This window comes from Microbacterium sp. LMI13-1-1.1 (genome assembly GCF_040815625.1).
In the GTDB taxonomy this organism is placed as follows: domain Bacteria; phylum Actinomycetota; class Actinomycetes; order Actinomycetales; family Microbacteriaceae; genus Microbacterium; species Microbacterium forte.
The window spans coordinates 815,479-835,602 of the sequence record NZ_JBFPNL010000005.1 but is presented as its reverse complement, the minus strand read 5'-3'; the positions used below and the strand labels follow the sequence as shown (position 1 = coordinate 835,602).

19 protein-coding genes are annotated in these 20,124 nt (G+C 69.6%); 3 read left to right on the top strand and 16 right to left on the bottom strand.

What is annotated here, in order from left to right; translation table 11 throughout:
- Positions 1-28 precede the first annotated feature (28 nt).
- The 5 genes from MRBLMI13_RS10880 to MRBLMI13_RS10860 all read right to left on the bottom strand — a co-directional run bounded on the left by MRBLMI13_RS10880 (position 29) and on the right by MRBLMI13_RS10860 (position 4,020).
- A complete protein-coding gene (locus tag MRBLMI13_RS10880; RefSeq protein WP_367822460.1) occupies positions 29-1,507 on the bottom strand; it encodes a WXG100 family type VII secretion target in 1,479 nt (492 codons plus the stop codon).
- Positions 1,500-2,870 (bottom strand): S8 family peptidase, encoded by a 1,371-nt coding sequence (locus MRBLMI13_RS10875; RefSeq protein WP_367822458.1) that lies wholly within the window; start codon positions 2,868-2,870, stop codon positions 1,500-1,502. Before MRBLMI13_RS10875 ends, MRBLMI13_RS10880 begins: the two co-directional genes overlap by 8 nt.
- A complete protein-coding gene (locus MRBLMI13_RS10870; RefSeq protein ID WP_042542238.1) occupies positions 2,870-3,256 on the bottom strand; it encodes a hypothetical protein in 387 nt (128 codons plus the stop codon). The genes MRBLMI13_RS10875 and MRBLMI13_RS10870 overlap by 1 nt, the downstream gene beginning before the upstream one ends.
- A gap of 126 nt (positions 3,257-3,382) precedes the next feature.
- On the bottom strand, positions 3,383-3,664 hold the full coding sequence (locus tag MRBLMI13_RS10865; RefSeq protein ID WP_079113895.1) for a WXG100 family type VII secretion target: 282 nt from the start codon (positions 3,662-3,664) through the stop codon (positions 3,383-3,385).
- A gap of 41 nt (positions 3,665-3,705) precedes the next feature.
- Positions 3,706-4,020: a WXG100 family type VII secretion target gene (locus MRBLMI13_RS10860; RefSeq protein WP_042542236.1), complete on the bottom strand. Its 315-nt coding sequence runs from the start codon at positions 4,018-4,020 to the stop codon at positions 3,706-3,708.
- Positions 4,021-4,308: 288 nt separating this feature from the next.
- Between MRBLMI13_RS10860 and eccD the strand changes: the two genes are divergently transcribed.
- Genes eccD through MRBLMI13_RS10845 form a run of 3 tightly spaced genes read left to right on the top strand, consistent with a single transcriptional unit; the run spans position 4,309 to position 8,336 of the window.
- On the top strand, positions 4,309-5,640 hold the full coding sequence (eccD, locus tag MRBLMI13_RS10855; protein WP_367822455.1) for a type VII secretion integral membrane protein EccD: 1,332 nt from the start codon (positions 4,309-4,311) through the stop codon (positions 5,638-5,640).
- Positions 5,641-5,643: 3 nt separating this feature from the next.
- Complete coding sequence (eccB, locus tag MRBLMI13_RS10850; protein ID WP_367822453.1) at positions 5,644-6,996, top strand: type VII secretion protein EccB; 1,353 nt, start codon at positions 5,644-5,646, stop codon at positions 6,994-6,996.
- Entirely contained in the window at positions 6,996-8,336 is a 1,341-nt protein-coding gene (locus tag MRBLMI13_RS10845; protein ID WP_367822451.1) for a S8 family serine peptidase, read from the top strand. Before eccB ends, MRBLMI13_RS10845 begins: the two co-directional genes overlap by 1 nt.
- 84 nt (positions 8,337-8,420) lie before the next feature.
- Here the strand turns inward: MRBLMI13_RS10845 and MRBLMI13_RS10840 are convergent, their stop codons facing one another.
- From MRBLMI13_RS10840 to MRBLMI13_RS10790, 11 genes are all read right to left on the bottom strand, one after another.
- A complete protein-coding gene (locus MRBLMI13_RS10840) occupies positions 8,421-9,386 on the bottom strand; it encodes a hypothetical protein (protein WP_367822449.1) in 966 nt (321 codons plus the stop codon).
- Between the two features lie 38 nt (positions 9,387-9,424).
- Positions 9,425-10,246, bottom strand: a complete 822-nt coding sequence (locus tag MRBLMI13_RS10835; protein ID WP_056375516.1) for a hypothetical protein — start codon at positions 10,244-10,246, stop codon at positions 9,425-9,427.
- Between the two features lie 66 nt (positions 10,247-10,312).
- Positions 10,313-10,615, bottom strand: a complete 303-nt coding sequence (locus MRBLMI13_RS10830; RefSeq protein WP_056375515.1) for a hypothetical protein — start codon at positions 10,613-10,615, stop codon at positions 10,313-10,315.
- Positions 10,616-10,655: 40 nt separating this feature from the next.
- On the bottom strand, positions 10,656-11,291 hold the full coding sequence (locus tag MRBLMI13_RS10825) for a hypothetical protein (protein ID WP_367822446.1): 636 nt from the start codon (positions 11,289-11,291) through the stop codon (positions 10,656-10,658).
- A 43-nt stretch (positions 11,292-11,334) separates the two neighbouring features.
- Complete coding sequence (locus MRBLMI13_RS10820; protein ID WP_367822444.1) at positions 11,335-11,625, bottom strand: WXG100 family type VII secretion target; 291 nt, start codon at positions 11,623-11,625, stop codon at positions 11,335-11,337.
- An 85-nt stretch (positions 11,626-11,710) separates the two neighbouring features.
- Positions 11,711-12,496: a hypothetical protein gene (locus MRBLMI13_RS10815; protein ID WP_367822442.1), complete on the bottom strand. Its 786-nt coding sequence runs from the start codon at positions 12,494-12,496 to the stop codon at positions 11,711-11,713.
- Positions 12,493-13,323 carry a PP2C family protein-serine/threonine phosphatase gene (locus MRBLMI13_RS10810; RefSeq protein WP_367822440.1) on the bottom strand — a complete coding sequence of 277 codons (831 nt, stop codon included), beginning with the start codon at positions 13,321-13,323 and terminating at the stop codon, positions 12,493-12,495. The genes MRBLMI13_RS10815 and MRBLMI13_RS10810 overlap by 4 nt, the downstream gene beginning before the upstream one ends.
- Positions 13,320-15,182: a DUF5684 domain-containing protein gene (locus MRBLMI13_RS10805; protein ID WP_367822438.1), complete on the bottom strand. Its 1,863-nt coding sequence runs from the start codon at positions 15,180-15,182 to the stop codon at positions 13,320-13,322. Before MRBLMI13_RS10805 ends, MRBLMI13_RS10810 begins: the two co-directional genes overlap by 4 nt.
- Positions 15,179-17,731: a transglutaminase domain-containing protein gene (locus MRBLMI13_RS10800; RefSeq protein WP_367822436.1), complete on the bottom strand. Its 2,553-nt coding sequence runs from the start codon at positions 17,729-17,731 to the stop codon at positions 15,179-15,181. Before MRBLMI13_RS10800 ends, MRBLMI13_RS10805 begins: the two co-directional genes overlap by 4 nt.
- Positions 17,728-19,098: a DUF58 domain-containing protein gene (locus MRBLMI13_RS10795; RefSeq protein WP_367822434.1), complete on the bottom strand. Its 1,371-nt coding sequence runs from the start codon at positions 19,096-19,098 to the stop codon at positions 17,728-17,730. Before MRBLMI13_RS10795 ends, MRBLMI13_RS10800 begins: the two co-directional genes overlap by 4 nt.
- A complete protein-coding gene (locus MRBLMI13_RS10790; RefSeq protein ID WP_414685966.1) occupies positions 19,095-20,060 on the bottom strand; it encodes an AAA family ATPase in 966 nt (321 codons plus the stop codon). The genes MRBLMI13_RS10795 and MRBLMI13_RS10790 overlap by 4 nt, the downstream gene beginning before the upstream one ends.
- Positions 20,061-20,124: the final 64 nt, after the last annotated feature.

Below are 20,124 nucleotides of genomic sequence, written 5' to 3'. Positions count from 1 at the left end.
CCGCCCACGCTCTCCGCCGCCCCGTGGATCAGTCTGTGTGCTCGTCACGGGAGCCGGCCTGCGCGCTCTTCGCGCGCGGACCACGCTCCTCCTCATCTTCGAGCTTGGGGGCGATCGGGCCTCCGAGTCCGGAGCGCTTCGCCTTGTCTTCCTCATCGGCTCCGCCGGCGCCCATCATGCCCATGCCGGGGCGACCACCGGCCGCACCGGACGAACCGGCACCGGCCGAGCCCGACGCAGAACCGGGGCCGCCCGCGCCGCCCACACCACCCACGCCACCCACGCCACCCACGCCACCGCGAGCAGTGCCGCCCGCGGCCGTTCCGCCGGCAGCGCCGGACGCGGAGTTGCCGAGGAGCCCGCCGCCCGACTTGAGCCCTGCGCCGGATGCCGAGCCGCCGATTCCTCCCATGCTGCCGACACCGGCGATCTTCGAGCTGGCGGCGATCGCCGCCGCTCCCGCACCCCCTCCGACGATGCCACCCAGGCCGCCACCGCCACCGGGCAGGAACGCCCCAGGAAGCGAACCGCCCGGGGACGCACCAGAACCAGGGCCGCCGGCCCCACCGGGGTAACCGCCACCACCCGTGCCGATGGGCGCCCCGGGGAGCACCCCGCCGCCGGGGTGATCGACCGAAGGGTCGCCGTCTCCGCTGCCCGAGCCGTCGGGGTCGACGCCTTCCACCCCACCGGGATAGGTCGGCTCCCAGCCGCCGGGATACGTCGGCTCGCCACCGCCGGGGTACGTCGGCTCCCAGCCGCCGGGATACGTCGGCTCCCAGCCGCCGGGGTTGAGGCCGCCGCTTCCACCCCCGCCGCCGGGGTGCGTCGGGAACGTCGGCGTCGAGGGCTGCTGCCCGCCGCCGCCGGCCCCGGGACCCGAAGGAGACGACCCTCCGCCGGGATACGTGATCTGCGGACCCTCGATGCCCGTGCCGGGACTGACCGGTTTCTCAGGCGGGGTGGGTACTGCGACGCGCGGATCGAAATCCGCCAACGTCGAGGATGCCTTTGTGAGCGACTTCGCCGACGGCGAGAGGTCCCGCTCGATCTGCTCGACGATCTTCTTCGCTTCCTCCTCACGCTGGTTGCCGAGGAACCCGCCGATCACATCGAGGGCCTTGTCGGCGGCAAGCGGGCCGAGCACCGGGTGCACGACGACCGATCCCACCTTGGCCGCGTTCGCCCAGAACGGATCGACGGTGGCTGACGGGAGCTCCGCGGCCGCGGCGTTGCGGCGGTAGGTGTTCGCGTGTTCGATCGTTTCGGTGAGATGCCCCACGTACGTCTCGATCATCCGGAAGTTCTGCTGCAGCCGAGCCAGCGCGCTCCGCGCAGCCTCTGCCGAGCTTCCCTCCCACGCCGCCGACTCGAGCACAGTGCCCAATGCGCGGTCCAGCGTCGTGAGTGCCATCCGCAACGACGCCGCCTTCGGAATCCGCCAGTCCTCGAGCCCCCGGATCCGTTCGAGCTCGGTCTCGTAGGGCCCTGCCCCTTGACTACTCACGATGGTCTCCCCCTTGTTGTGTCGTCTGTCGCCGAGACGATCTCGTCAGGACCACGGCGAGCACCACGCCGCCGATGACGAGAATCGCCATCACGACTCCCCCGCCGACCAGGAACGGCATCGCGTCGACGCCCTCCGACGACGCCCCGCCGGCCGGATCGCTCGTCGGCTGCGAGGTGGCTTCCGCCTCGAGCAACCGGGCTTCCTCGTCCACGGTGGCCTGATTGGGAAGAGCGTCCTCGTTCTCCGCGTCGAAGAGCGGATTCACATCCGGATACTTGGTCGGGTCGACCGCGAGCATCCCCGTAAGCGAGATCGCTCCGTACCCACCGCTGTTGTCCCACTTCGGCTCGTGTTCGCCCTTTGTGCCCGTGTTGTGGATCAGGCTCTGGATGAGCTGATTCGAGGTGGCATCCGGATATTTCTGCTTCACCACAGCCAGGAAGCCCGCGGCGATCGGGGCAGCGAACGACGTGCCTGACCGCAACTGCTGTGCGTCCCAGGAATCAGCGGTCCCCTGCGCGATGACGTCGAGTCCGGGCGATGCGATGATCACGTCGTCGCTCAGATTGGGCGACGGCTCTGCGAGCGCCGGGTCGTACGTCGAGTACTGGATCTGCCCGTCAGGACCGAACGCCTGAACCGCGATCACCCCGTTGTAGCTCGACGGCCAGTCGCCCACTCCGCCGACGTTCGGGAGAGACCCGAGCACCACCACACCGGCCGCGTGCGCCTTGGCCACCGCATACGACGCGTCGACGAGACCGCCCAGCGAGACGGAGATGATGTCGGCGCCGTCATCCACCGCATCCGAGATCGCCTGGGCCAGGCCCGACGCGAGGTTCCTCTCTTCCCGGGTGTCGCCGTCGCCGATCAACTCGCCGTTCTCCTGAAGGCACGTGGAATCGACGTCGTTGCCCTGGGGCGCCGTCGAGGTGACCATCGAGTTGTAATAGAGCACCTTCGCTCCGGGCGCCACGCCCTTGATCGGCGTCCCACCGACGGCTTCACCCGTGCCCAGGATCATCGATGCGACATTCGTGCCATGGTTCGCAGCGATGTAATCGGACGACACCGCGTCGTACCTCTCACCGGAGGCATCGAAGCAGTACGACTCCTCGCGCACCTCGAGGTCAGCCCCTCGGAGGCCCGGCGCGTCAGGATTCACCTGCGTGTCGACCACAGCGATCGTGACTCCGGCCCCGTCGAAACCCGCATCGATCGCCGCCTGCACCTTGCCTCGAGTGAAATACCAGAGCCCGCCTTCCGACGCGTCTGTGGCGGCGGCAGCCGGGACCGCGACCACGATGCTCAGCGCGACCACGCCGATCACTGCAGCGATCGACCGCCGCACTCGGGTCATCAGTAGTCCATCTCCTCAGGCTCCTCGGCGGCGGCATCCGTCTGGCCGCCGACCGGCTGCTGCCCGGCCGGCGTCTGCTGGCCGGCGGAGTCGAGCAGGGTCAGGATCAGTTTCGCCTCATCCGCGAGCGCGGCATCCTGCTCTGCGATCTCCGTGACCGCCTGTCGGATCGCCTGGTTGGCGTCGTTGAGAGCGGCGATCGAGTTCTCCGTGACGGCACCCATGCCCTGGGCGACCTGAGTGACGGCCACCCGGAACTCGGCGGTGGCCTTCGATGACCCGCCCTCAGACACGGCCACCTCGGATGCGGCAGGGAACTGCTGCATGTCGCGCTCGATGCGTTTCAGCTCGGCGAAGATCTGCTCGAAGTCGAATGCGATGGCCATCGACAACCCCTCCCTGTTGACTACGGCGATTCCCGTCACATCTGCTGCGCCCTCCGACTCGATCGCCGAACAGCACAGCAGACGGCGCGGGCCCGGCGCATCTCTGCGTCGGGCCCGCGCCGGAGATCAGGCTCCGAAGCGCCCGGCGGCCGACTTGTCGGTCTGGACGTACTGGCCCGAGATCTCCTCGGTCTTGCCCGCGATCTGCGTGAGAAGCTGCTGCATCTCACTCAGCGAACGGTTCCACTTGGCCTGAGCCTGGTCGTAGGCCTGCTGCGCGGAACCATCCCACGCCGCACGCAGCTTGCCGACCTCGGACTCGAGACGGTCGAGCTCTGAACGAATACCCTGCGACCCGCTGCGGATCTGCGCTGCCAGAGCGTTGACCTGCTCCGGGCGAACTGACATCGACTGCATCATGTTCTCCTTGAAATCTCTGTGGTCGTCGCTCAGGAACCCATCATCGAGCCGAGGCCCGAGATGGTCTGCTGGTGAGCTTCTTCGGTTGCGGCCTGGTCGCGCTCGGTGCCTGCGAGGGCATCCTCGAGCGTCACGAGGACCTCGTTCAGCTGACGAGCCTGCTCGTCCCAGCGGGACATCAGCGTCGTGAACGATGCGGCAGCCGCACCCGTCCAGAAGCCGCGCAGCTGCTCGATCTCGCTGCGGACCTTCTTGGTCTGCTGGTCGATCCCGGACTTGGTCTCCCGCACCGCCTGGGCTCCGCGGCGCAGAGCCCCTTCTTCTGCGGAGATGACATCAGCCATAACTCACTCCCTCCGGTCCTCACGGACACACGTGCGGGGGAGCGCATCCCTGTGTTGGGACGACTTCGAAACAACCCCCCACGATTCGTTTCAGGAGCCAGGCTAGATCACATCGGCGGGATGCGCCATAACACCAGCTGTATCCGCACAGCATTCGTGCGTTCGATGGAGAAATCGTCCCCCCTCGCGACTACGCGTTGCCGCACGCCTCAACTAGGGTGAAAGGCGGAATGCGCAGCCACGGGTCTCCTCCCGCTCGGTTGCACACCATGGAGGGGGCATCGTTCCATGACTCAGAGCGCAACGGCAGGCACCGTGCTGCGGCTTTCCGTCGTCAGCGACGACCGCCGGCTTGACGTCGGCGTGCCATCGCAGATCCCGCTCGTCGAGATCATCCCCGGCTTCGCTCGGAGTCTCGGCGTGCTCGACCCGACGCTCACCCATGGCGGCTACTCGCTGCAGCGAGCCGACGGCACACCCCTCGACCCCGCACGCGGAGCCGCAGCGCAGGGCGTGCACGACGGGGAGCTGCTGACGCTCGTGCGGGGCGGCCTGATGCAGGAGCCGCGTGTGTACGACGACGTCGTCGAAGCGGTGATCGACGCCACGGCCGAGCAGCACGGCTCCTGGACGCCGGCAGACAGTTCGCGCACCGCCCTCTTCGTCAGCCTCACCTTCCTCGCCCTCTGCGCGCTCCTGCTCGTCGCGACCCCGCCCACCTCCCTTCTGCCCGCGATCATCGCGGCGTCGGGGGCGATCGTCCTCAGCGTCGCGGCCGCCGTGCTCATGCGCCTCCGTCAGCCCGAAGCCGGGCACGCGCTCGGACTCACCGCCGCGGCCTACGGCGGACTCGCGGGCTACCTCGCCGTTCCGGAGCAGAGCATCTGGGGCTGGCCGCTCGCCGCGATGGGACTGGGCCTCGTCATCGTCGGCGGCCTCGGCCTCGCCGTGACCCAGGAGAAGCCCGAGATCCATCTCGTGCCCATCGCACTCGGCGCCTCGATCGGCATCACCGCGACCACGGCCGCGATCTTCGGCGACGCACTCGCGCCCTACGCGATCATGCTCGCGACCACCGCACTGCTCGCGAACGGCATCCCGTGGCTCGCGCTCAGCTCCACGCGCATCCGGGTCATCTCGCCGCAGAGCGATGCCGACATGTTCGCGGCGCCGGAGCCGATCGACGCGGACGAGGTCAAGCGTCGCGCAGCGGCAGGGACGCGCACCCTGATCGCACTCCGTGCAGCGCTGGGCCTCGCGGCCCTGACAGCGACGCCGTTGGTCGCTGCGAGCGGCGTCTTCGGCGCCCTGCTGTGCGTGCTCGCGTTCGTCGGGATGATGTTCCAGTCTCGGCAGATCTACGCCCGCCTCGGCGTGCTCGTGCTGATGGCGATCGGCGCGATCGGGCTCGCCGTCACCGGTGTCACGGTGGCACTGGCCCTGCCCGACGTCCGCACCTGGATGCTCCTCATCCTCGTCGTCGCCACCGTGATCCTGGTCGGGCTCACGCTGCTGACCCCGAAGGCGCGTCTGCGGCTCACGAGGCTCGGCGACACGGTCGAGGTCATCGCCCTCGCGCTGCTGCTGCCGCTCGGCGTCACGACGGCCGGGCTCGTCTGACCCATGGCGACCAAGAAGGATCTGATCGAGGCCCAGGGCTTCAGCAGGCGACGACTGCTCTCGGCGTTCACCGGTGGAGCCCCCGGGGGCAAAGAGCTCGACCCCGCGAAGCCGCTGCGCGCGGTCGTCGCCGGCGTCGCGCTCACGATCGGCGTCATCCTCGTCGGGGTGTTCTGGGGGATCATGCAGCCTGGACTCCCGGGCGACTGGCAGAACAACCGTCTGATCGTCGCCACCGACACCGGGGCCCGCTACGTCTCGGTCGAGGGAACGCTGTACCCGGTGATCAACACGGCGAGCGCGCGCCTGCTGATCCCTGCCGGCGAGTTCAAGGTCGTGCGCACGGATCAGGCCGCACTCGACGGCATCCCGGTCGGCCCCTCGATCGGCATCCTCGGCGCACCGGACGATCTGCCGGCCCCGAGCGCCCTGATCAACTCGTCGTGGACGGCCTGCATCGACGACACCGCGGGTGCGTCTGTCTCGCTGTCGACCACGCCGATCGCCGAGATCTCCACCGGGACCGGCGCCGTCGTCCAGCGCGGCGACGAGCTGTTCGTGATCGCCGACGGTCTCCGATACGCCGTTCCGTCGGACGACGCCAACGCCGTGCTCCGCGCCGTCGGACTCGGCACCGCCGACATCCTCGAGGTCGACGGGCGTTGGCTCAATCTCTTCGAGTCGGGCGAGGATCTCGAGCCGATCAGTCTCAACGCGATGGGAGCCTCGGTTCCCGGCACCGATCTGACGGCGGGGACGATCGTGCACACGCAGGGCAGCCCCGCGGAGGAGCGCTATGTGGCGCTCGCGACCGGCGAGATCGCTCGCCTCAGCCCGCTCGCCTACCAGCTCTACCTTCTCGGCAGCGGGCAGGAGGCCGGCGCCGAGCAGGAGGTGTCTCCCGCGGAGATCGCAGACGTGGAGACACGTCCGTTCATCGGCGGTGAGGACTGGCCGACTCTCCCGCTGACGACGCTCGCTGCGGGCGAGACACCGTGCGCGATGGTCACCGATGATGCTCGCACCGTGCTCGGAGCGACCACGACCGAGCTGCCGGAAGAGCGCTCCGGCGTCGACGTCTCGGTCGGCGGCGGCGCCCTCGTCGAAGTGAGCGGAGCGTCCGACGACGCGGCGGGCCTGGCCGTGCTCATCGACGAATCAGGCACCGCGTTCGCGATCCCCGGTGCCGCCGCGGAGCAGAGCGCGGAGGACGCGGCGAGCGGCCCCATCGCTCAGCTCGGCTACTCCCCCGACGACGTCGGGCGTGTGTCCGACGCGTGGATCGAGTTCTTCGCCGCCGGCCCTGCGCTGACCTCCGAAGCCGCCAGAGAGTCGCCCGGCTCAGGGACGAAGTGATGCGTCGACGCAGAACCGCCCTTCCCGCCCTCCTGGTGGGCGCGATCGCGCTCGGCGCCGTCTTGACGAGTGCGCCGGCATCGGCGGCCATGCTCAGCTCGACCGTGCCCTCAGCGACTGCCGGAGAGGCCTGCACCCCGGGCACCGTGGTGTTCACACCCGAGGCCCCACCGGCCCTCGCTCTGCTCGGCGCCGAAGACGCCAACCGCGTCGCCACAGGCAGAGGAGTCGTCGTCGCCGTCGTCGACTCGGGCATCGATGCGGGAAATCCGCATCTCGCCGGAGTCGTGATCGGCGGTGTGGATCTCGTCGGCGACGGCGAGCGCGCCGATGGTCTGAGTGACACCACCGGGCACGGCACCGCGATCGCCGGCCAGATCGCGGCACAGCCGGTCGACGGTTCCGGGGTCGTCGGGCTCGCGCCGGACGCCCGTCTGCTCTCGGTGCGGGTCTTCCGCAGCAACCAGCAGCAGGACAAGGACAAGGGCTTCGGACCGACGTCGCAGCGCATCGCGGACGGCATCCACTGGGCGGCCGACAACGGCGCCGACATCATCAACGTCTCGATCTCGCAGGAGACCGACTCCCCCGACCTCCGTGCGGCGGTGGAGCACGCGTCAGCCGTCGGAGCCCTGGTCGTGGCGAGCGGCGGCAACAGGGCATCGGACCCCGATGCGAAAGACGGCGCTCGCTACCCCGCAGGGTACGAGCAGGTGCTCGGAGTCAGCGCCGCCGACGCCAGCGGCCGCGCGAACGATGCATCGATCCATGGCCCGCAGGTCGGCGTGACGGCTCCCGGGATGAATGTGCTGAGCGCGGCGCTGGGCGGTGGAGACTGCATCTTCGCCGCCGACGCCCCCGCATCGAGTTTCGCGACCGGATACGCCAGCGCGGCCGCGGCTCTGGTGGCCGAGGCGCACCCCGAGGATCCACCGGCCGGATGGGCATACCGGCTCACCGCCACGGCCCTGCGAGACGACGCCGACAACCGTGACGACGTCAACGGATGGGGATTCATCCAGCCGTTCGCGGCCATCGAGCTGCTCCCGGACGAGACGACGCGAGGGCCGGTGAGCCCCTACTTCGACACCAGCGAGAGCGCGGCGCGCCCGCCTGCCGCCGCCGTGAATCCCGACCACGGCGCATCGCCGTTCCTGCTCACACGGGAGGCCGCACTCTTCACGACCATCGGCGGAGCGACCCTGCTCGGTGTGCTCGGCATCCTCATCGTGCTGCGCCGCCGCAGAGAGCAGCCCGCCGTGGATCCGGTGGAGATCGAACGTGAGGGCGGGCTGCTCAACACACCGGGGCCGGGCAGCGGCAAAGAGGCGTGGGACTGACGCGGGCTGCTCGCACCCTCAGTCGAACACCACGCTGTCGTAGCCGCGCTCAACGATGTCTAACACGGCTCAGTCGAACACGGCTCAGTCGAACACGACGGCGACAGCGCCGGACTCGTCGCGCTGCACTGTCGCCTCGACATCGACGGTGACCTCCTGCGGGCCACTCGTCCGTGTGAAGCTCACAGTGAGCGGAGCACCCGCTCGCACCTCGTCTCCTGCGACGAGCTCCAGCGGTTCCTCCTGACGCCACACGACGGAGTTCACATCGACCGCACCCTCGAACGCACGGTTCGCCACGCCGTCTGCGATCACGGAGGGACAATCGCTGCCCGTGAGTCCGCTGGCCGCGCAGGAGACGAGCAGCCTGTCGACGCTCGCTTGCGCCTCATCTGCGACGTCCGTCCGCAGCACGGGGTGGAGGACCATGATCCTGGACACCATCTCCGCACCCGCCGGAGGCTCGATCGAGGCGCCATCGGCGGGGTACTCCAGGGCGATCGGTTCACCGTCCCCGCCGTCCGGGTCGATCGTGGTGAGTTCCTCCGCATCGGAATATTCGAGGTCGTAGATCCCCGGCAGCAGCCGCAGAGATTCGTCCGTCGTCAGGTCGAAGGCGGTGAGGCCGTCTACTTCCAGCGACCCGGGGACGCCTCGGCCGTCGAAGTACAGTCCGAGATCGCCCCACTTCTCGATCCTCGGCTCGCCCTCGACCGTCGTCGTCGTCACTGTGATGTCGCGAGGTTCGGATTCGCCGTCGAGACGATACTCGACCGAGACGGACGCCTCGGACGACGACCCCGTCACCGCAGTGACCCGAGCCTCGACGGGCCGCACGGCCGCGGAGTAGACGTCGTCGTCCAGCGCAGCCGGGCTCACGACAGAGGGGTCGCTGAGAAGGGCGCCCGCGCCGACGGCATCACCGTCGATGAGCCGATCGAAGAACTCGGTGACGACCTGCGCCCCCGGATCGCCCTGCGACGCTCCGAACGAGCACCCGGTGGCCGCGAGCGAGAGGACCGCGACCCCTATCGCCGCGGCCCACCGCACCGCGCGCCTACGAGCCGCCGGCGACGACGCCCCATCGCTCACGACAGCCGAGCAACAGGCCACTTGCCGAAGTCTGTGCCCGCCGTGTTCGACGCGCTCGCGCGGAAGCTCTCGAGGTTGCTGTTGGAGGCCATGCCGAACTCGAAGATCAGGGAGACGATGTTCTGGACTGCCTCCAGAACCCGCGCGATGCAGTCCGCGATCGGCTCGGCCATGTCGAGCCACTTGATCGGGTTCGCGGAGATGAACTTCGATGCGAGCGGGATCGCGTCGATAACGAACGAGACGACCTCCTCATAGAGGTCCCACCACAGCCGGATGATGTTGTCGGAATGCTCGCGCAGGTACGTCCGCATGTTCTCGACGTGCGGTACGAGTCCCTCGAGTGCGGCGCGCTGACCCGCCGGCACGTTCGCGTAGTAGCGCCCCATGCCGTCCTGCCAGCTGGCCGTCGCATAGAACTTGTCGTCGCCCAGGCTGCCGACGACGCCCGTGAGCACCGTGTTGATGTTGTCCCACTCGTTCGCCATCATCTTCAGCGCGAAGGGGTTGCCGGGGCTGAGTAGCTGCGCGACCTCTTCTGCGATATCGGCCGCCCCCTCTGCGGCCTGCTCGAGCATCGCCTGCACGGCTGGCTGATCGGCGATGAGTCGCTCGATGTCTTTGGCTCCGAAGTAGAAGCCGGCGATCGGGAACAGTGCCGTTATCAGGCCCTGCCCGAGGCGCTCCCACCCCGACGGCCAGTCGATGTCCCTGACCTTCGCCTGGCACTCGTCGATCTTCGTCTCGACCTCGCCGATCTTCGGCGTGATCTCCTCGACTCCTGCGTCGAAGTCGGCCTGACTGGTTGGAATCCCCACTGCTACATACCCTCCGTCGAGTACCGATGACCTTTGATGCTCCGCCGCTCGGGGCCCACTCCCCGGTCACCCACCGCTGGCGTCCTGGTCGGCCGTCTCGATGTTCGTCGCGGTCCCTCGAAGTGCCTCCGCGATCCTCGCGGTCTCCGCCACACCGCCCTCGAGAAGGGTCCGCAGACGCTCCAGCACGTCGTTGTACGCCGTCGTGGCCCCCAGGCCGTGGGTGATGCCGTCGAAGGACATGAACGGCAGCGTCGCGCCTTCCGACATCATCGTGACGGCGCGACTGAACTCGCCCGAGACGTTGTCCCAGCGCGTGGCGTCCAGTCGAAGATCGCCGACGACTGCATCGGTATCCAGGTCTGTCATCGCTTGCCCCTCATTCTGCAGATCGGATCTGTCACCGCAGTCACGACCTGCGTGCTGCGGCCTTGAGCGCTCGTAGGCGCTTGAACTCGGTCACGGCGGGGAACCTCTGCCGCATGTCCTGCTCGATCTCGGCACCGGTGCGGATCGCCTGAGCGACCAGCGGCCGCGCGGTCTCGGCGATGTCATGCCCGACCGCGAAGCGCAGCCAGGTCGAGTCGAACGCGACGTCGCCGAGCGAGCCCCCGACGGCGGTGACCGTCACGTTGCCGTCCGCACTGGTCAGCGGTCGATGCTGACGCAGGGACTCGTCGAACGTCGCGACGTAGTCGGCCTGTTCCCGTGTGACCTCGATCAGGAGCTCGGCGGGGATGTCGGGAACCGACGAGGCCGGAGCACCGGGCGTTTCCGCACCGCCGGTTCGCTCCGCGTCGAGGCGCGCACGCTCCCGCTCATCATCGAGTCGCGCACGCTCTGCGCGGCTGTACGCGGTGAACACCGCGCCCGCGAGCGACTCGGGATCGATCCTCGACCGCCAGTCGTCGACGATCGTGAGCTCGTCCAGGTCGCCGTCGTCGTGCAGCGTGACGGTGACCGTCTCAGTGTCATCGACTCCGGCGTGGGAATCGTCTGCGTCTCCCGCACTCTCAGTCGTCGAAGCGTAGGGGTTCCAGGACATGGCATGACTCCAAATGATCGTGACGTGCGGGAAGCCGAGGGCCTCAGGACCAGAGGGCCTCGTTCTTGCGCCTCGCGTCTTGGAAGATCTCCTGGGCGCGCACGGTCGTGTGCCGGTGCTCGGCGAGCAGTTCGTTGAGCGCCGTCAGCTTGGCCGTCCATTCGCGCTGGGCGCGGTCGTAGGCGTCGGAGGCCTCACCGGTCCATCGACCGCGCAGCGTGGAGACCTCTTGATCGAGAGCCTCGAGAAGCTGGGTGAAGTGCTGAACCGCATCCCGCAGCTGGTCGATCAGCTGGTCCATGCCGGCCTGCGTGACCATGATCCGCTCTGACATTCGAGATCCCCCCTCAAAGACTCACTGCGACCCTACGACATGGGCATGCATCGTGCCAAGCACGAGTCTTCCCCGCCGCCGTCGCTCAGGCGAAGACGACGAAGCCCAGCGCCACCAATCCGGCGACCGAGACGACACAGGCCGCTGCGAACGCGAGGAGGGTGGTCACGCTCCAGCGCAGTCCCTGCTTCGTGACCGAAGGCAGCTCCGGGTCCACCGCGCGGGTGGGCGCGGCGGCGCCAATCACCACGGGCGGCGCGGAAGGGCCCAGTGGCGCGGGACGCGGTCGGTAGATCGCCGGCTCCGGAGCATCGGTCGGCGCCTCGAACGAGACGGCTGCGGCACTCGGATCGGTGACGGGCTCGGTGATGGGATCGGTGACGGGGGCGGGATCGACGACGGCGTCGCCCTCTTCGGGCCGTTCCGATCGCTTCCTGCGCACACGGCGCGGAGTCCGGGAGACGAGCACGGTCGCTTCATCGGGGAGCTCCTGCTCCCGTTCCGAGTCGCGAGCACCGTCCGGCACATCCGACCTCGAATCGGACCTCGACGGGCTCCGGTCGACGACGACGGTCGCCTCATCGAGAGGATCCACTGGTTCCCCGGGAGGATCCACTGGTTCCCCGATGGCACCGGCTGGTTCGTCGACCGCGATCGGATGGCGGTCGACGACGACGGTCGCCTCATCGACATCGCCAGGCGCCTCAGAATCGTCGGCCGCGGTGGAATCGTGGGTCTCCGCTGCGCCGTCCGCGACAGCCGCCTCCGAGTCGCTCGGCGCTGCTGGCGAACCGACGACCACCCCGCCCCGGCGCCGATCGCGACGGGTGAGCATGACGGTCTCGTCGACCTCGGACTCGTCGTCGGTCATCTGGCGCGGACCGGGATCGTCGTGCCCTCGAGGCTCGAGTCGGTGAGAGAGGCGGATGCGGCCTCGCGACCGGCCGTGCTGTCGTCCGGACGCGTGCGCGCTCCTCCCGAGACCACGTCGATCACGACGACCGACACGTTGTCGCGACCACCCGCCTTGAGCGCCCGGCTCACGAGAGCCGCAGCGGCCGACTCGGGTCTCCCGTTCATGGTCAGGGTGGCTCGGATCGCTTCGTCGCTCACCTCGCCGCTGAGGCCGTCTGAGCAGAGCAGCAGCCGCTCACCGTCGACCACCGGCAGCAGCCAGCTGTCGGCAGTGCTGTCCGGCGCCCCGATCGCCCTGGTGATGACGTTGCGCTGCGAGAACGACGAGAGATCCTCTGCGCGGAGCTCACCGGCATCCACCAACTCCTGCCCCAGCGAATGATCGATCGTCAGCTGGGTCAGCTCGTTGGCGTGGTGCCGGTAGACGCGAGAGTCGCCGACGTTGAAGACGAGCCAGTGCGGTGCGCCTTCGTGGTCGACGAGTGCGACACCCGTCACCGTGGTGCCCGCCCCGCGCTTGTGCTCGGCGGAGATGTCGTCGACGACGGCCGAGGCTCGGCTCAGCGCGTCGCCGATGTCGGCGACCTCGATCACCGACCCGCGAAGAGGCTCGAACGCAGCGACCACCGCAGCGCTCGCTCGGTCGCCGGCCTCATGCCCGCCCATGCCGTCTGCGACGAGGAAGACCGGGGATGCCACGAGCAAGGAGTCCTCGTTCGCGGCGCGTTTGAGCCCCGTGTCGGTCAAGGACGCGACGTTCAGTACGACCGACGAGACGGTCACGAGTCGCGCTCCGCCATCACGTGCATTCCCACTTCGCCGAGGATGAATCGGCCGTTGCCGGTCACGCTCTCACCCGGATCGAGCAGTGTCTCGGTGCCGTTCTCCTCGACCACGACGACGCCGTTCGTGGCGTGCAGATCGGTGAGGCGCCACTCGTCGTCGTGCACGACGAGGCGAGCGTGCGTCTTCGACAGCGTGCGGGTGGTGTCGGAGATCGCGAGCCGCTGCTCGCCCGGCTCGCCGATCGGGTTGCGTCCGATCACGACGCTCGCCCCCGACAACGAGAACTTGCGTCCGTCGTCGAGCACCAGCGAGCGACGCACACCGCGCCTGCGGGCGACGACGACCGTCGCGTCGAGGTCGTCGACGACGACCTCGTCCGTCGGGCGCGGGGTGACGACCGTCTTGTCGACATCCGCCGCGAGCCCACCCGACGGCATCCCCTGAGACTGTGGGGCAGGCACGGCAGGCGCATCAGGCGCATCAGCGGCGGGCGCGGGCGGTGCCTCTGCGACCGGGACGTCTGCGGCGGCAGGGACATCTGCGGCGGATGACGGGACCGGACGGATCGTCGGCATCTGCGGTTGTTCGGCCGAGTGCCCGCCGTCGCGGAACGACGGCGGCGCGGGTCGGACCGCGCGCTGCGGTTCTCCGACGGGCGGCGAAGAAGGCGCGTGCTCTCCCGACGTCCCGAACGGGGCCGCAGACGCGGATGCGGGTGCCGGAGACGCAGGCGCCTGCACCGCGATGTCGCCAGGGGCGGGTGCCGGAGACGCAGGGGGCTGCGGCGTGCCCGCGGCCCCGGGGTCGCCGCCCATTGCCGCCATGATCCCGGTCGTCGGGTGCGGATCGGCAGGAGTCGCAGGCGCAGGCGCAGGGGGCTGCGGTGCAGGTGCTGCCACAGGCGCAGGAGGCTGCGGTGCCGGAGGCTGCTGCCCGTGGGCGGGAGCGGGCGGCTGCTGCCCATAGGCAGGAGCCGGAGGCTGCTGCCCGTAAGCAAGAGCGGGTGGCTGGGGCGGCGCGAACGACGCAGCGGGCGCACCGGCAGCCGGGGGCTGCCCGGCGACGGGAACGGGCGGTGCTCCGGGAACGGGAGGCGCTCCGGGAGCGGGCGCAGCCCCGGGAACAGGCGCCGCCCCGGGAACAGGCGCAGCCCCGGGAACAGGCGCAGCCCCGGGAACCGGCGGGGGCCCGACCGGCGACTGCGGTCTCTGCGGCGGTGCTCCCCACGCAGAGGGAGCGACGGCGTCGGCATCCGAGGGTGCGCCGGGCGCGACGACGCCGGCGTGCGCGTCAGACGGCGCGTTCGCACGGGTCGGCGCGGCGTAGTCGGGGAACACGAGCGCGGGGGCATCCGGCTGACTCGGAGTGTGCGGAGCCAGCGACGGGATCGTATACCCCGACGCATCCCTGGCAGGCGCGGCAGCGGGCTGCGCGGTGCGGCGAGGACCAGGCTGCAGCGCGGCCAGTCGTTCGCCCTCCGGGTGCGGCGGGGTGCCCCAGGCGAGGATGGTCGCCCAGACCGGAGGCAGCAGGATGGCGAGCACCGTCATGCCGGCGCCCCTGCCGAACCTCCGATTGATGCGGTGCGTCGCGACGACCTTGAGGTAGATGCCGTACAGCTGCACGATCGGGATGAAGTAGAAGACCACCGACCACGCAGGAACTCCGCCTCGCGCCAGGATCTCAGCCTCGTTGAGGACGGGCACCCAGCCCTTCCACCCCTCTCCGTCGATGCGCGGGAACAGACGCGACAGCGCCAAGGCGTACCAGACGTAGACGGCGAGGCCGACGAGCACGCCGAGACCTCCCACGATGGCGAGCATCGTCACGTAGCCGCTATCCACGGGCGCGATCATGAGTTCCCCTTCTTCCGGTCGCCGAACGACCCGGTCAATCCGAGCGTAGCGAGAGCGGGCCTGGCTCCGGCGTAACCTCCACCGCTCGCAGCCCGCATGCGTCCGATGAACGACGTCGGCCGCACACGCCTGACGATGCGGTGCCACCACTTGCCGGATGCTGCCAGCTCAGCCCGCTCGGCATCCACGATCGCCCAGGCGGCGCTCGCATCGTCGTTCGTCGGAGGATGCTCGGCGAAGACCGCGCGATCGACGAGCACCGCCAGGCGGTCAGCGGCCTCGCGGTCGGTCGACAGCGCGCGCTGGGTTCGGGTGCCCTCGGCGTCCATCGCCACGTCGTGATCGGCGTACACGTCGACCAGCTCCTCCCAGGCTCCGGCCAGCCGCACCTCGGGGTCTTCCGCCGTGCGGCGGGTTCGGGCGCGCTGTCTCTTGGCGAACAACAGCACCAGGAACGGCAGAGCGAGCAGCGCGAGAGCGAGCAGGCTGAGTCCCACGGCCCTGAGGATCGGCAGCAGGAAGGCGAGCACCTCCGACTGCGGCGCCTCGAGCGGGGGTGCGTCGTTGTTCGAATCGCTCTGCGCCTGAGGCGGGTCGAGCGCCTCGGACCGCGGCTGCTCGGGCACGGTCGGGTGCTCCGGCAGCTGCTCGCCCTCGGTGATGGAGCTCGGCAGCATCGCGTACTGCGGCGTGGTGTCGACCGGCATCCACTCTCCACCGGGCCCCCTGACCTCGACCCAGGCGCTCATGTTCGCGCCCGTGCAGGTCTCGGTGCAGGCCGGAATGCCCGGAACCTCTTCTGCCGCCGCAAGCCGCGCGCCGATCACGACTCGGGACTCGAGACCCCAGTGCTCGGCGAGCAGTGCAGCCGCCACCGAGAACTGCTCGTCGTCGCCGACGGCGGACACCAGCAGCTCGGGTGCGGCGTCAGACCCCGCCCTTCGCTCCTGCTCGACCATGTCGGTGAACAGCTCCTCGATGCGGGCGGCGGAGTGCCCCGCATAGCTCGGCGCGAACGCGTATCCCTCGGACTCCTCGAGCGAGGCGATCCACCCCGTCGCGGCGTCGTCGTCGATGAGCGCATGGCTGAGGTAGCCGCGCGAACGCAGACGATCGATGATCTCGAGGTATCCGGCTCCCGTGCGAGGCTGCTCCTGCATCTCGGCCCACTCGGTGAGCGCGGGATACAGGTCTGTGTCGAGGTTCGAGGCGGAGCCCTGAAGCGCGGCGACCTCGCCGGGGGCACCGGGGGCGTCCACGAGCACGGTGTAGCGGTCACCGGGGACGAGCCCTTCTCCGCCGCCCGGCGCCTCTGCCACGGTGATCGCGGTGTCGCCGCCGGAGTTCACATGGAAGCCGTCGGCGAGCGCATCCGCCCGCGCGCCGGTGAAGTCGGGCGCCTCGGCGAGACCCGCAGGCGACGGCACCCAGATGCCGCGGTACGCGTCGCCGATCGTGATCTCGAGCGACATACGACCGGCACCCGGCATCGCCGTGCGGGGCAATCTGCTGAACCGGTCCTCGGGTGCGATGTGGAAGTCCTCGCCGTCGTACGAGTCGAGGGTGACGAGCCTGAGGCGCTCGATCGCGCCGGGGTCGCCCTCCATCTGCACGACAGTGTCGTCGAGAGTGCTGCCGGCGAACCACGAGCGGTAGGCGCTGAGCGGGCTCGCCTGCTGCTGCACGACGACCATGGGCTCGACCTCGTCGCGCAGAACCGAGCGGTCGCTCCACCCGGCCGCTGCGGGTGCGACCGCGAACCCGGCGACCAGGGCGACCACGGCGAGCCCCGCCGACAGCAGATGACGCCGGATGGTCAGCCACACAGGCGTCGCCCGACGCGAGATGTTCGCCGCGGCGACGGTGCGCAGCGCCTGCGCACGCTGCAGCCGGGAGCGACCGACCAGCCAGACGAGAGAGATCACGAAGAGCGCGACGCCGATCAGCCATTCCCGCGGCGCCGGAAGCGCCACGCCCAGCACAGAGACGGGAGCCGTCGTGCCGCTCACCCCGAAGGCGATGCCGAAGACGCTCATCGCGGTCACGACGGGAACCGCGACCGTGGCGCGACGACCGCCCTCGAGCACGAGCAGGGTCGCGATGAATGTGCCGAACAGCATCACGACGAGGAACGGGATCAGCACCGCCTGATACTCGCCGAGCGGCGGGTTCAGCGTCAGCATCTGCTTCCACCCGAGTGCGACCCCGAGCACGGCATCTCGGAGTCCGCCGAGGAAAGCAGGGATCGACGAGAGTGCCGACGGGATCGCGAGCGGAACCGCGACGACCAGATAGGTGCCGGCCGCCGCGAGAGAACCGATCAGCATGCCCCACCGGAGCACCTGCGTCAGCACGGCGACGGCCATGCCGAGCAGTCCGCCGATCAGGCCGACCGCCAGAGCGCGCGGGGCTTCGTAGACCGGCCACGCGGCCGCCGTCGCGAGGCCGACGCCGACCAGCACGTATCCGAGAGCCCAGACCGTCAGGGCCGAGAGCGCGAACGAGCGTCGCGACCCTGCGACCCCGCGCCGGGGGCCTGCCGCGCTCATCGCAGCGCTCCCCGAGCCAGCATCTGCGGAAGATCGCCCAGCGCGCCCAGGGTCATCACCGCGAGCTCGCGTGCCGTGCGCATCGTGGGCTGCTCGCCCAGCTCGCTGCGCACCGCGACAGCCTCGACCGCCGCCGGCAGCTTGACCGCGGCATGACGCAGTCGCTCGAGCGGCATGCGCGAACCCGTCATCAGGAACCCGATCGACAGGTCGGGGTAGGACTGCGCGGTGAGTGCGGCGACCGCCTCGAGGCGCATCACGCGGTCGGCAGGGTCGATGGTCGACGTCGCGTCGAGCAGCGCCTTGGGCGTGACAGTGGGAAGCGTGCGGATCGACAGCACCTCGGCACGGCTGTGCTCGGGGATCTCGTTGCTCACCGAGAAGAGCACGTCGCGGCCGTCGCGCACGCCCTGCAGCGCGAGGGATGCGGCAGCGCTGACCGTGTTCTCGAACTCGTCGTCGCTCTCGTACGACTCGCTGTCGAGGTCGAGGATGATCGCGATGCGGGCATGACGCGACTCCTCGTACTGGCGCACCATGAGCTTTCCGGTCTTCGCGGTCGACTTCCAGTGCACGTGCCGCTGCGAGTCACCCACCACGTATTCGCGCACCGCATGGAACGACAGGTCGGCATCGACCAGCGTCGAGCTCGGTGTGCCCTCGAGATCGCGGATCAGACCCGCGCTCGTGCTGGGCAGAGGAACCGTGACAGGGTGCACATGGATGCGCTGGACGTCGGGCCACCGCAGCTCGCGTCGGAGGATGCCGATCGGGTCGCCCCGGGTGATGGTCATGGGTCCGACGTCGATGACACCGCGGCGGTGCGCGGCGATCGTGAGCTGCTCGCGGTGGTGGGCGGCGGGGCGCAGCAGTGGAACGTGTGCTTCGACCAGCCCCTCCCCCACGGGGACGTCGACGATACCCGGCAGCGAGAGGCGCTCGCTGTTGTTGCGCACATCGAGCGTCGCGCCGATCTCGGCACCCGCGACCACGCGATCGCGGTCGAGCGTCAGCTCGATGCGATAGTCGTGGGTCCCCAGGATGAAGGGGACGCACGCGATCAGCAGCACCAGCGCGATCGCCGCCACCGCCCATGCCTCGACCCACCCGAAGAGCAGTCCGGCGGCGATGCAGAGCACGAGCGCCAAGACGACCAGCATCCCGGCCGACGTGACCGTCTCGCGCACCCACGCGACAGCCGTGCGGGCCGCGCGACGCGTCGTGCGAGCGGCACGACGGACACCGAAGACGGCGCCGCGGACGGGCCCTCGTCGTGTGCGGTCGTATCGCGTGACCGTCGACGTACGCGTCGACGTGCTGGTGCCCGCCGTGGTGCGCGTCAGACGGGACTCGGTGCTGAAGCTCACGCAGTGCCGTTCTCGCGCGGCGGCTCGACGTCGAGCAGGATCTGCCCCACCACGGCGACCGCGGTGACGCCGTCGAATTCGGCCTCCGGTTCGAGCACGAGGCGGTGGGCGAGTGCCACGACCGCGAGCTCTCGGACGTCGTCGGGGGTGGCGAACGTGCGGCCGTTCTTCGCCGCCCACGTCATCACGAGGCGCGAGAGCGCGATCGCACCTCGCACACTGGCGCCGAGACGCACCTCGGAGGCGCGACGCGTCGCATCGACGATGCGCATGATGTAGTCGGACACCAGCGGATTCACGTACACGCCGCGTGTCATCTCGGCCATCGTGAGGATGGCGTCGGTGCCGACGATGCCGTCGAGCACATGCTTCGGCTGTGCGGCGCCCTGAAGGATGCGCATGGTCGCGGCCTCGTCGGGGTAGCCGATCGACGTCTTGATCATGAAGCGGTCGAGCTGCGCCTCAGGCAGGCGGTAGGTGCCGCCCTGCTCGATCGGGTTCTGCGTCGCCATGACGAGGAAGGGCGAAGGAACAGGACGCGTGACACCGTCGACCGTGACCGTGCCCTCTTCCATGACCTCCAGCAGCGCCGACTGCGTCTTCGGGCTCGCACGGTTGATCTCGTCTGCGAGCACGATGTTCGCGAAGACGGGGCCGGCGTGGAACTCGAACGCCCCTTCCTTCTGGTCGTAGACGGTGATGCCTGTCACATCGCCCGGAAGCAGGTCGGGGGTGAATTGGATGCGCGTGCTCGTGCCCGTGACGGTCTGGGCGATGGCTCGGGCGAGGGCCGTCTTGCCGGTGCCGGGGAAGTCCTCGAGCAGCACATGCCCGCCGCTGACGGCCGCGGCGAGCGCCAGCTCGATGACATGCCGCTTGCCGAGGATCGCCTGTTCGACGTTGGCGGCGAGGATCGAGAACGTCTCCGCGAACCAGGAGGCCTGTTCGGGAGCGATGGTCACGGGAGCAACGGAGGGAGCAAGCATAGGGCAACCGTATTCGTCTCGGGCACCTGCGCGGTGCAGG